This window comes from Psychroflexus sp. MBR-150 (assembly GCF_053628795.1).
On the sequence record NZ_JBRJHB010000032.1, the window covers coordinates 1 to 13276 of the forward strand.

At 34.9% G+C, this 13276-nt stretch carries 12 protein-coding genes; 8 read left to right on the forward strand and 4 right to left on the reverse strand.

All coding sequences use genetic code 11. The features are described 5' to 3' along the window. Window positions 1-176: 176 nt before the first annotated feature. Complete coding sequence (locus tag ACSSV5_RS11795; protein ID WP_454246027.1) at window positions 177-584, reverse strand: DUF4293 domain-containing protein; 408 nt, start codon at window positions 582-584, stop codon at window positions 177-179. Window positions 585-781: 197 nt separating this feature from the next. On the opposite strand from ACSSV5_RS11795, the gene rho reads away from it, so the two are divergent. From rho to ACSSV5_RS11835, 8 genes are all read left to right on the forward strand, one after another. Continuing rightward, on the forward strand, window positions 782-2503 hold the full coding sequence (gene rho / locus ACSSV5_RS11800; RefSeq protein WP_454246028.1) for a transcription termination factor Rho: 1722 nt from the start codon (window positions 782-784) through the stop codon (window positions 2501-2503). A 166-nt stretch (window positions 2504-2669) separates the two neighbouring features. Then, window positions 2670-3611 carry a ribose-phosphate pyrophosphokinase gene (locus tag ACSSV5_RS11805; RefSeq protein ID WP_454246029.1) on the forward strand — a complete coding sequence of 314 codons (942 nt, stop codon included), beginning with the start codon at window positions 2670-2672 and terminating at the stop codon, window positions 3609-3611. 20 nt (window positions 3612-3631) lie between these two features. After that, complete coding sequence (locus tag ACSSV5_RS11810; RefSeq protein ID WP_211065298.1) at window positions 3632-4282, forward strand: 50S ribosomal protein L25/general stress protein Ctc; 651 nt, start codon at window positions 3632-3634, stop codon at window positions 4280-4282. Between the two features lie 147 nt (window positions 4283-4429). Continuing rightward, window positions 4430-4996 (forward strand): aminoacyl-tRNA hydrolase, encoded by a 567-nt coding sequence (pth, locus tag ACSSV5_RS11815; protein ID WP_211065297.1) that lies wholly within the window; start codon window positions 4430-4432, stop codon window positions 4994-4996. Between the two features lie 6 nt (window positions 4997-5002). Further along, window positions 5003-5938: a bifunctional riboflavin kinase/FAD synthetase gene (locus ACSSV5_RS11820; protein WP_454246030.1), complete on the forward strand. Its 936-nt coding sequence runs from the start codon at window positions 5003-5005 to the stop codon at window positions 5936-5938. Continuing rightward, window positions 5935-7242: an HTTM domain-containing protein gene (locus ACSSV5_RS11825; RefSeq protein ID WP_454246031.1), complete on the forward strand. Its 1308-nt coding sequence runs from the start codon at window positions 5935-5937 to the stop codon at window positions 7240-7242. The genes ACSSV5_RS11820 and ACSSV5_RS11825 overlap by 4 nt, the downstream gene beginning before the upstream one ends. 73 nt (window positions 7243-7315) lie before the next feature. Continuing rightward, the gene (gene truA, locus ACSSV5_RS11830; protein ID WP_211065294.1) at window positions 7316-8092 is read left to right on the forward strand and encodes a tRNA pseudouridine(38-40) synthase TruA; all 777 of its coding nucleotides are present in this window, start codon (window positions 7316-7318) and stop codon (window positions 8090-8092) included. Beyond that, window positions 8070-9851 (forward strand): ABC transporter ATP-binding protein, encoded by a 1782-nt coding sequence (locus ACSSV5_RS11835; RefSeq protein ID WP_454246032.1) that lies wholly within the window; start codon window positions 8070-8072, stop codon window positions 9849-9851. Before truA ends, ACSSV5_RS11835 begins: the two co-directional genes overlap by 23 nt. Before the next feature lie 6 nt (window positions 9852-9857). On the opposite strand, the gene paaZ is transcribed toward ACSSV5_RS11835, so the two are convergent. From paaZ to ACSSV5_RS11850, 3 genes are read right to left on the reverse strand one after another with little or no spacing between them, the layout of a single operon-like run. Continuing rightward, entirely contained in the window at window positions 9858-12368 is a 2511-nt protein-coding gene (gene paaZ, locus ACSSV5_RS11840) for a phenylacetic acid degradation bifunctional protein PaaZ (RefSeq protein ID WP_454246033.1), read from the reverse strand. A gap of 23 nt (window positions 12369-12391) precedes the next feature. After that, window positions 12392-12730, reverse strand: coding sequence for a type II toxin-antitoxin system PemK/MazF family toxin (locus tag ACSSV5_RS11845; protein ID WP_247653520.1), 339 nt, complete (start codon window positions 12728-12730; stop codon window positions 12392-12394). After that, window positions 12720-12968 (reverse strand): ribbon-helix-helix domain-containing protein, encoded by a 249-nt coding sequence (locus ACSSV5_RS11850; RefSeq protein WP_454246034.1) that lies wholly within the window; start codon window positions 12966-12968, stop codon window positions 12720-12722. Before ACSSV5_RS11850 ends, ACSSV5_RS11845 begins: the two co-directional genes overlap by 11 nt. Window positions 12969-13276: the final 308 nt, after the last annotated feature.

Below are 13276 nucleotides of genomic sequence, written 5' to 3' on the forward strand. Positions count from 1 at the left end.
GAAATTTAATTTGAGATAAAGTAATTATGAGTTGATTGAAATTATGACATATAAATCTTTCTTATAAAAAAACCCTGACAGCATCGTCAGGGTTGTATCATTCCTCTGATATCAATCCCAGTGTAAAAAAAACCCTGACAGAATCGTCAGGGTGCACTAATATACTAAGGCAAAGACTATCTGAATCGGTCAGCAGATTTTACGAGCTCATCATCCCTTTTGATGGCTTTTTGAGCCAAAAAAATAAAAACGATAGAAATGACGGGAATAATAAGACCAATACCTTTCTCAGAAAAATTAATTTCTCCAGGTAAAATTAGCAACCAATATATCAAAAAGCCTAAGGCGACAAAGTTCAAAAACAAATTGAATCGTCCTATTTTGAGTTGTAACTTTCGTTTTTTGAAAGTTAACAAACCCCATAGCGACAATACAATAACTAAAACAAAATAGGAAACGTATTCAAAATTGAAGTCTTTTATAAAACTAGCTACTTTATCTAACTGAACGCCAAAAACAAAAGTAGCGATTGTATTGCTTAAAATAACTAAAAACAAATACACACTTTGAATGCGTTGAATCATATTTGAATTAATTTTATCGCAAAAATAATGGATTATTTTTAAAAAATTATAGAGAAAACAAAATAAAGTTGTATAATTGCACTGCAAAGTTGTATGTATCTCATACACAACTTATCATTTTATTTTCAACAAAAATTTTCTTCCTGAATTAAATTGAACAATTTTACAATTGCTAACAACAAACCTATTTTATATACATGTTTGAAATCATAGATTTAAAGTCAAAAAAACTGACTGAATTACAACAAATCTCTAAAGAATTATCTATTCCTAAATTTAGAGGACTCAAAAAACTGGATTTGGTTTACAAGATATTAGACTATCAAGCCACAAATCCACAAGATGTAAAAGCTTATTTGGAAAATCAAAAAAACGGTTCGACATCTGAAACCAAATCTGATAATGGTAACAGGCTGAAAGACAGTCAAAAACATTTGCCTAATCAAAAGTCTAAAACAACTCAATCGAGTAGTTCAAATGCAAGGCGGAATAATAATTCCAGATCAAAACCCACCAACCAGCAGAAGGAATCAAAGCCTGAACAGTCACCAAAAAGCAAACAAAACACTCCTTCTGATAATCAAAATAAAGGTCATAAAAGGTCGTCTTCAAGCCCAAGTCAAAATCAGCAAGAGTCTCAAAAACCAACATCAAAAGAGTCTAATCGGAGTAATAGCAAACAAAACCAGCCTAAAACTCCATCTAAAGACCAAACGCAAAATACGGATCAGCCATCGTCAAAATCGTCTCATCCAAATGATAACTCTCAAAACAAAAATAAATACAGACATCCTAATTATGAGTTTGATGCCTTAATTGAGTCTGAAGGAGTTTTGGATATAATGCAAGATGGATATGGATTCTTGAGATCATCAGATTACAATTATTTGTCATCACCTGATGATATTTATCTGTCTCAATCTCAAATTAAACTTTTTGGTCTAAAAACAGGTGATACCGTTCTTGGTGAAATCAGACCGCCAAAAGAAGGTGAAAAGTATTTTCCTTTGATTAAAATAAAAAAGATAAACGGTATTGACCCTAAAGTGGTCAGAGATCGTGTGTCTTTTGAACATTTAACGCCTTTATTTCCACAGGAAAAACTAAATATAGCAGATAGAGATTCTACAATTTCAACTCGGATTATTGATATGTTTTCGCCCATTGGAAAAGGTCAAAGAGGCATGATTGTCTCTCAACCTAAAACGGGTAAAACCATGTTGCTTAAAGATATAGCAAATGCCATTGCGGCCAATCATCCCGAGGTGTATCAAATTGTATTGCTTATCGACGAACGCCCTGAGGAAGTTACCGATATGCAAAGAAATGTAAGAGGCGAAGTTGTAGCTTCAACATTTGATAAAGAAGCACATGAGCATGTTAGAGTTGCCAATATTGTTATTGAAAAAGCCAAAAGATTGGTAGAATGTGGCCATGATGTAGTTATTCTTTTAGATTCTATCACGCGTTTGGCTAGAGCTTACAATACGGTTCAACCTGCCAGTGGCAAAGTGTTAAGTGGTGGTGTAGATGCCAATGCATTGCACAAACCTAAACGCTTTTTTGGTGCAGCAAGAAACATAGAAAACGGAGGCTCATTATCTATTATTGCCACTGCACTTATTGATACAGGCTCAAAAATGGATGAAGTGATTTTTGAAGAATTTAAAGGCACAGGTAATATGGAATTGCAGTTAGATCGCAAAATTGCAAACCGCAGAATATTTCCAGCTATTGATCTTAATGCTTCAAGCACACGTCGCGATGATATTTTACTCGATGAAAATACCTTACAAAAAATGTGGGTGTTGAGAAAATACCTGAGCGATATGAACCCAATAGAAGCTATGGAGTTTATTAACGAACGCGTCAAACAAACCAAAAGCAACGAAGAGTTTTTGGTGTCGATGAATGGTTAATTTTATCGAACAGTTGATTAATCCAATAAAAAAATCAATATTTTAAACCCTATTGAATCATGTATTTTCGCCATTTTGTGACTTCAGAATTTAAAGTGACTATACCTCCAATAGCTCAAATTTATTTTTTACTTTTGCAAACCATAAAAAGAAAGTATTTTTAAAGATGTCTGAAATAGAAAAAGTTGCTAAAATTTTTCCATGTTCACAAAGTGAAACTTTAGCCCAAGCTATTGCAGAATCTTATGGTATTCCCTTAGGTAAAGTTAATCGTCTCAATTTTAGTGATGGCGAATTTCAACCTTCTTTCGAAGAATCGGTAAGAGGAACTCGCGTTTTTATTATTGGATCTACTCACCCAAGCAGTGATAATTTGATGGAAATGCTTTTGATGTTAGATGCCGCTAAGCGTTCATCAGCCAGACATATCACGGCTGTAATGCCTTACTTTGGTTGGGCGAGACAAGACAGAAAAGACAAACCACGTGTGCCTATTGCAGCTAAAATGGTAGCTAAAATGCTTGAAACCGCTGGTGCTACACGTATTATCACAATGGATTTGCATGCCGACCAAATTCAAGGATTTTTTGAAAAACCCGTCGATCATCTATATGCTTCTACTATTTTTCTTCCATATTTAAAAAATCTCAATCTCGACAACCTCACAGTAGCTTCACCAGATATGGGCGGTTCAAAACGAGCTTATGCCTATTCTAAGTTTTTACAATCTGATGTTGTGATTTGCTATAAACAAAGAGCAAAAGCCAATGTGATTTCGCATATGGAGCTGATTGGTGATGTGACTGGAAAAAATGTCGTTTTAGTCGATGACCTTGTGGACACTGCTGGAACATTAACTCACGCTGCCAATCTAATGATTGAGCGTGGTGCAAAAACGGTAAGAGCTGTTTGTACGCACCCTGTTTTGTCTGGCAATGCTTACGAAAAACTAGAAAATTCAAAATTAGAAGAACTCATTGTTACAGATAGTATTCCACTTAGACAACAGAGTTCAAAAATAAAAGTGGTGAGCTCAGCAGCTTTATTTGCTGATGTTATGAAAGCTGTGCATCACAACAAATCAATAAGTTCAAAATTTTTAATGTAAATAAATTCAATTAAACAACTATGAAATCAATTACGATCAAAGGATCTAAAAGAGAAAGCGTAGGCAAAAAAGCAACAAAAGCCTTACGTAATGCTGGAGAGGTTCCTTGCGTATTATACGGAGGGAATGATGTCATGCACTTTTCAGCACCAAGCATTGCCTTCAAAGATTTGGTTTACACACCAGATGTTCACACCGTAGATTTGGTGCTTGACGATGGTAAAAAAATCAACGCCGTTTTGCAAGATATCCAATTTCATCCAGTAACAGATGAAATCTTGCACATGGACTTCTATAAATTTGAAGATGACCAAGAAATCACTATGGAAATTCCAGTTCACGCTGAAGGTATTCCAAAAGGGGTTAAAAATGGTGGCGTATTGAGATTTAACTTACGTAGAATGTCTGTAAGAGGTTTGGCTAAAGACTTGCCTGACTATATCATTGCAGATGTTACACCACTTAAAATTGGCCAAAAACTTTACACCACGGCTGTTAAAAGTGATGACTATAAAATTCTTCACCCAGACAACACCGTGATTTGTCAAGTGAGAACATCTCGTAATATTGAATTACTTGAAAGTGCTGACGAAGACGAAGAAAGCGAAGCTGTTGAAGGAGAAGAAAGTGCAGAAGCAAGTGAAGATTCTGAAGAGAAAAAAGAAGAATAAACCAACGCTATTCAATACTTTTAAAGCTGTCTTAATCTTAATTGAGGCAGCTTTTTTTATGCCAGACCAAATAGAAATTAACCCCGTGTTTTTTGAGCTATTGTTTTTTTTACCCTAAATTTGAATATCATTTTTTTAAAAAACCTAATGAAGAAATTTTTGATTGTTGGCTTGGGAAACCCAGGTTTGAAATACCAAAATACACGACACAATATTGGTTTTGAAATCCTTGACACTCTGGCAAAAGAAAATGAACTAACTTTTGAAACAGAAAAACTTGCAGATATTTGCACACTAAAAGTCAAAGGAAGAACTTTTGTTTTAGTCAAACCTAACACTTATATGAACCTCAGCGGAAAAGCAGTAAATTATTGGTTACAACAAGAAAATATTGAAATAGAAAATCTCCTCATCGTTACAGATGATATCAATCTAAATTTTGGCACATTAAGAATTAAAGCCAAAGGTAGCCACGGTGGGCATAACGGTTTAAAACACATTCAAGATACACTAAACACTAACCAATACCCGAGATTTAGATTTGGTATTGGTAGCCAGTTTTCTAAAGGTCAACAAATTGATTATGTTTTAGGCACTTGGAATAGTGATGAAAAAAAATCTTTAGATGAACGTTTAGAGAAAGCCTCAAAAGCCATTATTAGCTTTGGATTAGCTGGCATACACAACACTATGAATGATTTTAATGGAAAATAACTTAATGTGAAAACTTTTAAATCTGCATCTGCTTTTAAACCTCAACGTCAAACGGTGGTAACCATCGGCACATTTGACGGTGTGCATTTGGGGCATCGCAAAATCATTAATCGATTAAATCAGGTTGCTAAAACCAAAGATTTAGACTCTGTGTTATTGACTTTTTTTCCGCATCCCAGAATGGTTTTACAACAAAATCAAGATTTGAAACTCATCAACACCATAGACGAACGGATTCGTTTTTTATCTGATACAGGATTAAACTATTTAGTCATTGAACCTTTTACCATAGAATTTTCAAGACTCAAAGCTGAAGACTACATCAAACAATATTTGGTTGACCATCTAAACGCAGCTGTTGTCATTGTAGGTTACGACCACAGGTTTGGACGAAATCGCACAGCTAATATTGAAGATTTAAAAGCTTTTGCAAAAACTTATCATTTTGAAGTTGAAGAAATTTCAAAGCAAGATATTGATGATGTTGCCGTAAGTTCAACAAAAATAAGAAAAGCCATCACAGAAGGTCAAATAGATTTAGCCAATACATATTTATCAAAACCTTTTGTGTTGACAGGAAAAGTGGTCAAAGGCAGGCAACTTGGTAAATCTTTAGGTTATCCAACAGCTAATCTATATATAGAAGAAAACTACAAAATTATTCCTAAAGAAGGTGTTTATGTGGTCTGTGCTGAAATAGACTCTAAACCGTATTTTGGTATGATGAATATTGGTCACAATCCTACGATTGCTAAAGACAACAGGAAGTCTGTAGAAACCTATTTTTTTGATTTTGAAGGGAATTTATACGGTAAAACTCTTGAAATACAATTGCTAAAACGCATCAGAGATGAAAGAAAATTTGACTCATTGGCTGCTCTAAAAGCTGCAATGCAAAAAGATAAAGCCTTTTCAATAAATTATATCAAAACCCTTCAATGAAAGCTATTCTATTCAAACAAATAGATAATTCACCATTAATTGTGTTTAGAATCATCTTCGGTTTTCTCATCACTGCCGAAGCTTGGGGAGCCATTTTTACGGGTTGGATCAAGCAAACACTCATCAAACCTGAATTCACCTTTAATTTTATCGGCTTTGATTTTTTACAACCTCTACCTGGCCATTGGATGTATGTCTATTACATCGTCATGGGTTTGGCTGGTTTTTTTGTCATGATTGGCTTTAAATACAGGTTAAACATCATTATTTATACACTGATGTGGATTGCTGTATATTTAATGCAAAAAAGTTCATACAACAATCATTACTATCTTCTTATTTTAATACTGATTTTTATGTGTATAGTTCCTGCACATCGGTATAAATCTGTTGACGTTAAATTAAATCCAAAATTAAAAAGCCATCATATGCCCAACTGGGTGATCATTTTCATCATTGCTCAATTGTGGATAGTTTACACTTATGCATCGGTTGCCAAAATATATCCTGATTGGTTGGATGCCACCGTCCCAAAACAACTTATGCAAGGCAAATCACATTTTTTATTGGTTGGTGATTTCCTGCAGCAAACTTGGGTTCATTATGTTATCGCTTACTTCGGAATCTTGTTTGATTTGCTCATCGTACCAGCATTACTGTGGAAAAAAACAAGAAATGTGGCGTTTTTTATCAGCATTTTCTTTCATTTGTTTAACAGTTTTATTTTTCAAATAGGCATCTTTCCTTATATGTCATTGGCGTTCACCTTGTTTTTTTATCCAAAAGATTTTATCCATAGAAAATTTTTAAAATCAAAACCTTTTTATAATCAAGCTGAAATCAGTTTACCTAAATATCATAAGGCTTTAACTGGCTTTATCGGTCTATGGTTTGTTGTTCAGTTTTGTCTGCCATTAAGACATTGGTTTATAAAAGGCGATGTGCTATGGACAGAAGAAGGTCACCGTATGAGTTGGCGAATGATGTTGAGGACCAAAAATTCATCAACCCTTATAAAAATTGTCAATAAAAACTCAGGCAAAAGTTTTTACGTCAAAAAAAACGACTATCTCACAGAAAAACAACAACGTATGTTAGCTAAACCTGATGGTATATGGCAGTTTTCTCAACGTTTAAAAGAAGAATATGAAGCAAAAGGTGAAGACATCGAAATTTATGTCAGCTCTAAAGTGAGCGTTAATGGCAAACCCTACAAAACACTAATAGACCCTAAACAAGATATGGCAAAAGCCGAATGGGATTACTTTTTCCATAACGAATGGGTTTTGCTATATGATGATTAATTATTTTTATCATTTAAAAATCATTATAGAATTTGTTATTTAGACTTAGGGTTTTTTTATAAATAACCATGATATGAAACGCTATTTTATACAATGCTCATTTTGGGGTAAAGCTTATAAAGGTTGGCAAAAACAACCAGAAAAACCAAGCATTCAAGCCAGTTTAGACCAAGCTATATCAACCGCTTTACAAGAAAATATTGAAGTTATGGGAGCTGGTAGAACAGACACAGGCGTGCATGCCAAAAAATTTATAGCACATTTTGATACAACTTCAGATTTAAAAAATACTTATCCCAATCTTATTTACAAATTGAACACTATCTTACCTCATGATATTGCTGTTCAAGATATATTTGAAGTCAGTTTACATCAACATGCCAGATTTGACGCCGTTTCGAGAACTTATCAATATCGTATTTCAACTCAAAAAAATCCATTTGAAAAAGATTCTGCATATTACATCAAAAATTCGTTAGATGTTAAACTTATGCATAAATGCGTTCAACAACTGACCAGTTTTCATAATTTTAAAAGTTTTAGTAAAGTGAAAACCGCTGTAAAAAATTTTAATTGTAACATCATCTCTACTAACATTTTAGTAGATGGTGATGTTATAACTATTGAACTTACAGCAAATCGATTTTTGCGAAATATGGTCAGAGCAATATCTGGAACCCTTGTTGATGTTGGCTTGGGGAAAAACACTTTTGAAGACTTTATAAATATCATAAAATCAGAAGATAGAAGAAATGCAGGCAAATCTGTACCCGCAAAAGGTTTATACCTTACAGAAATAGTTTATCCTTATCCACTAAACTCTATTTATGGCTCAAAACAAGACAGGTAAAGCATTTGATATCAAATTATTTAAGCGTGTTTTAGGTTTTACAAAACCTTACAGAAGCACTTTTTATTTTGTGTTATTTTCTGCACTTGCACTTGCCGCATTAGGGATGTTAAGACCGCATCTACTCGGGCTTATTATTGACAATGCACTACCTGAAAAAAACCAAGATCTGTTAGTTGAAATGGTCATTTGGATGATAGTTGTCCTGTTAGGAGAAGTGATTTTTCAACTCTCTTTTATCTATTTTGCAAATTGGCTTGGACAGGAGGTTATCAGAGATATCAGAGTTAAGCTTTTTAATCACATGATCAATTTTAAAAAGCAATATTTTGACACCTCATCCGTAGGACGTTTGGTAACAAGAGCTGTAAGCGATATAGAAACAATAGCAAGTATTTTTAGTCAAGGCTTATTCATGATTTTGAGCGATTTGCTCAAAATGCTTGCTGTTCTCCTCTTTATGTTTTATAAAAGTTGGCATCTTACACTAATAGTGCTAACCGTTTTACCGTTTGTGTTTCTAGCTACTAGGATTTTTCAAAGGAAAATGAAAGTCGCTTTTGAAGAAGTGAGAACCCAGATTTCTAATCTCAACTCATTTGTTCAAGAACGCTTAACAGGAATGAAAATCGTTCATATTTTTAATCGTGAACAAAAAGAATATGAAAAATTTAAAGACATTAACGAAAAACACAAAAAAGCATGGAACAAAACAGTACTTTACAATTCTATCTTTTTTCCCATTGCTGAGATGTCAATCTCTGTTACTATAGGTTTGTTAGTTTGGTATGGTGGTTTACGCATCGTAGAATCTGATACATTGAGTTTAGGGATAATTGTGGCTTTTATAGAATATGTTAGAATGTTATTTGCACCGCTTAGACAGATTGCTGATAAATTCAATTCACTTCAAATGGGCATGGTAGCTTCCAATAGAGTCTTTAATATACTAGATACTCAAGCCTATATTCCTAATCACGGAAAAATAATTCCACAAAAACTCAATGGCCATATTGAATTTAAAAACGTTCGCTTTAAATATATTAAAGATGAAGATGTGCTTAAAGGCATTTCATTTGTGGTTCAACCTGGTGAAACTATTGCAATTGTTGGTGCTACAGGTGCTGGCAAAAGCACCGTAATCAATTTGCTGACACGATTTTACGATATCGAAGATGGACAAATTTTGATCGACAATAAAAACATTAAAGATTACGAGCTTTCTGCTTTGCGAAAAGAAATTGCCGTTGTTTTGCAAGATGTCTTTCTATTTGCAGAGAGTATTTTTTATAATATCACTTTGCACGACGAAAAAATAACAAAAGAAGATGTGATAAATGCCGCAAAATCTATTGGTGTTCATGATTTTATCATGAGTCTTCCTGGTGGCTACAACTACAATGTAAGAGAACGCGGTGCGATGCTGTCTTCTGGTCAACGTCAACTGATTGCATTTTTAAGAGCTTACGTCTGTAAACCCAGTATTCTAATTTTGGATGAAGCTACATCTTCTATTGATAGTTACAGCGAGCAACTGATTCAAAACGCAACCGATAAAATCACACAAAATCGCACATCAATCATCATTGCTCATCGATTGGCAACTGTGAAAAATGCAGACAAAATCATTGTCATGCACGAAGGGCATATTGTTGAAACGGGAACACATCACACACTTTTAAAAAATGCTAACGGATATTATAACAACTTGTACAAAGCTCAATTTGAAAACAAAAATGACTCTGTAACTGTTAAATAGATATATTTAGACCAATCCAAACTGCTCAAAGTGATGATGAAAATGTTTACGGTTTAAGAGTTTCCATTCAAAATAGTTGAGTTCTCCAAATACCGCATTTTTAGTAATAGCATCTGGGTTTTCCTTAAAATAAAGATGAAATTTGTCATAAGCTTTTAATAAGGCTTCTTTTGCCGTTGTTAAATCACCGTGTTGCAAGTCTTCTAACTTTCCTTCATTCATCAATGGCATCTTATAATTTTTTGGCATTTTTTCATAATTATACAAAGTTTCCTGAACTTTATCAAGATGATCTTCTGGAGTAGCTATTTCAAAATCTTGAATATCGCCTTTGGCTATTTTTAAACCGTATTCTAAATGCTCAATCATATGTTGAGCCGTCATCATTCCCCATTTGGGTTTGGTGTCAGGCTTGAGTAGTTTTAATTTTTCTTCTAAATAATTCCGACTTATTTCAGGAAAAGTGGTTTGCTTTTTTTGAACCATAGTGAGTATCGTCGCCACGGCAACTAATTTGTCTTCGGGATCGTCTTCCATCGCATCAAAAACTTCAACATACCACTTAATGATTCCGCTAGGCAACTCCTTACCTTTTGGCTCTCGATCAACTTTTTGTTTACAAGTTAATCGCACATAAATGGTATCATTATGGTACAAAGGTCTTAAAAACCTAATATCATCGAGTCCGTAATTGGCGGCAACGGGTCCTTTGTTGGGATAAACAAACAATCCTGCAGCAGCTGATATGATGAAATAGCCGTGAGCTGTGCGTTTTTCAAAAATACTACCTTCAAGTGAAGTGATATCAGTGTGAGCATAAAAGTGATCCCAAGTTAAATTTCCAAAATTAATGATGTCCGAATCGGTTAAAGTGCGTTTATGCGTTTCAAGCGACATACCAGGCTGAATGTCTTCCCAATGGTAAGCAAAAGGATGTTTTTTTGACGCCTTATAAGCCGATTTAGGTTGATAAATACCTGTGATTTCGGTTAATGTTGTTGGACTGCCTTGAATGGCACAACGTTGCATAAAATGCTTAATCCCGCGTTTACCGCCCATTTCTTCTCCACCACCAGCACGACCTGGTCCACCGTGAACCAAATTTGGCAATGGCGAGCCGTGACCCGTACTTTGTTTGGCTGATTCTCTGTTAATCGCTAAAATTCGACCGTGGTGAGATGCCGCTTGAATGGTATAAGCTGTAGCAATTTTATCATCGTTGGTAAAAATTGAGCTCACCAAAGAGCCTTTACCTTTTTTTGATAGCTCTACAGCTTCATCAATCGTTTTATATGGCATCAAGGTACTTACAGGACCAAAAGCTTCTGTTGTATGAGCAGCTTCGTTTTTAAAAGGTTCGTTTTCTCTTAATAAAATAGGTTTGATAAATGCACCTTTTTCAAAATCAGCATTAATAAGTTTGGTGCTTTCAAAATCACCATAAACCATTTCTGCAGTTTTGGTGATTTTTTCAACTTGAGATTTTACACTTTCCAGTTGTTGCTTATCTACCAAACAACCCATCCGAACTTCTTTTAAACGTGGGTCGCCAATCGTGACTTTGTCTAAAGCTTGACTTAAAGCCTTTTGCACATCATCTATTAAATTTTCAGGTACAATAATACGGCGAATGGCAGTACATTTTTGACCACACTTCACAGTCATTTCATTGCGAACTTCTTTGATAAATAAATCAAATTCTGGCGTACCTAATTTGGCATCTTCACCGAGAATACTGGCATTAAGCGAATCAGCTTCCATCGTAAACGGCACGGACTCTTCGAGTAATTGCGGATGATTTTTAAGCAATTTACCTGTAGAAGCTGAGCCAGTAAACGTCACGATATCTTGAGATTGAACACTGTCTAAAATATTTTTTGCCGTGCCACTAATCAGTTGAAGTGCACCTTCGGGCAAAATACCTGATGCAATGATGTGTTTTACAGTTGCTTCGGTCAAATAGGCTGATTGTGGTGCTGGCAAAACCACGGCTGGTACGCCAGCCATCCAATTGACCGCACATTTTTCTAACATTCCCCAAACAGGAAAATTAAACGCATTGATATGCACTGCCACACCTTCTTTTGGCACAAGAATATGATGTGCCATAAATCGACCGCCACGAGACAAATCTATCGGGTCGCCTTCCACATCAAAAGGTGAATTGGGAAAAAGTTTTCTCAACGAAGCATTGGCAAATAAGTTGCCGATACCGCCGTCAATATCAAACCAAGAATCGCGTTTGGTAGCTCCTGTGCGATAGCTGACTTCATATAAATCTCTTCGTTTTTTTTGAAGATAAAAAGCGAGTTTTTTAAGCATTAATCCACGTTCCTGAAAGGTCATTTGACTCAAACTTTTATTGTGTTTTCGCCCGTAAGCTAAAACTTCAGGAATATCAAATCCTTCTATATTGATATTGGTAAAATGTTCTCCTGTTGCTGCATCATAAATGGGTTGACCATCTCCTTGACCTTGCGTCCATTCTCCTTTGATATAACTTTGTGTGGTTTGCATAGTTGTTGTAATTCTAAATGAAATTAATAGTCTAAAAGTTTATTTAAAGTATTTTTTATTTTGCCTAATTCGGTTTGGTTTATTTGTCCAATTTTTTTCTTAAACCGCTTTTTAGAAATTGAGCGAATATGAAAAACCAAAGCTTCTGAAGTAGCTTGAAGACCATTTTCTGGCGATGGTTTGATAATAGGATGACCTTTGTAATTTTTTAAAGATGAAGTTAATGGACATACTAATAACACATTAAAATATTTGTTCATAGTATTCCCACTAACGACTATTGCAGGTCTATTACCAGCTTGTTCGTTTCCTACAACTGGATCAAAATAGACTTGCCAAATTTCTGATTGTCTAATCTTCATTGTCAAATTTTTCAAGCATTTCTACATAATCCTGTAGACCTTCTTCGGCCATTTCTATCATATCTGGATCTTTAGAGGCTCTTTGAAATGAAGCTTTATAAGCTGCTTTATCCATTTGTTCAAGATAAAAGCTTATAGCTTTTTCAATCAACTTATTTTTTGGAATTTTAAGCTGTTTGGCGGTTTGGTCTAATTCTGCCAATAACTTGTCAGGTAGTGTTGAAGTATAAGTTGCCATAATATTGCATTTATTCAAATATAAATCATATTTAAAAAATATAAATATAATTTATAAATATTTTTTAAACATCGAGATCGTTTTAAAATTCGTTTTCTTTAAATTATACATCGCTATGCTCTTGGAACTTTCCCGAATCGCTTCGCTCTCGGGACTTCGCTACGCTCAGCATCTCTCAATTACACAGGCGTAGCCTTGTCCGACACCGACACATCCCGAATCGCTTCGCTCTCGGGACTTCGCTACGCTCAGCATCTCTCAATTACACAGGCGTAGCCTTGTCCGACACCGACACATCCCGAATCGCT

Bases quoted from the DNA above. Each gene is read 5' to 3' on its own strand.
- ACSSV5_RS11795 (WP_454246027.1), bottom strand. From the start codon at position 584: ATGATTCAACGCATTCAAAGTGTGTATTTGTTTTTAGTTATTTTAAGC.
- rho (WP_454246028.1), top strand. From the start codon at position 782: ATGTTTGAAATCATAGATTTAAAGTCAAAAAAACTGACTGAATTACAA.
- ACSSV5_RS11805 (WP_454246029.1), top strand. From the start codon at position 2,670: ATGTCTGAAATAGAAAAAGTTGCTAAAATTTTTCCATGTTCACAAAGT.
- ACSSV5_RS11810 (WP_211065298.1), top strand. From the start codon at position 3,632: ATGAAATCAATTACGATCAAAGGATCTAAAAGAGAAAGCGTAGGCAAA.
- pth (WP_211065297.1), top strand. From the start codon at position 4,430: ATGAAGAAATTTTTGATTGTTGGCTTGGGAAACCCAGGTTTGAAATAC.
- ACSSV5_RS11825 (WP_454246031.1), top strand. From the start codon at position 5,935: ATGAAAGCTATTCTATTCAAACAAATAGATAATTCACCATTAATTGTG.
- truA (WP_211065294.1), top strand. From the start codon at position 7,316: ATGAAACGCTATTTTATACAATGCTCATTTTGGGGTAAAGCTTATAAA.
- ACSSV5_RS11835 (WP_454246032.1), top strand. From the start codon at position 8,070: ATGGCTCAAAACAAGACAGGTAAAGCATTTGATATCAAATTATTTAAG.
- paaZ (WP_454246033.1), bottom strand. From the start codon at position 12,368: ATGCAAACCACACAAAGTTATATCAAAGGAGAATGGACGCAAGGTCAA.
- ACSSV5_RS11845 (WP_247653520.1), bottom strand. From the start codon at position 12,730: ATGAAGATTAGACAATCAGAAATTTGGCAAGTCTATTTTGATCCAGTT.
- ACSSV5_RS11850 (WP_454246034.1), bottom strand. From the start codon at position 12,968: ATGGCAACTTATACTTCAACACTACCTGACAAGTTATTGGCAGAATTA.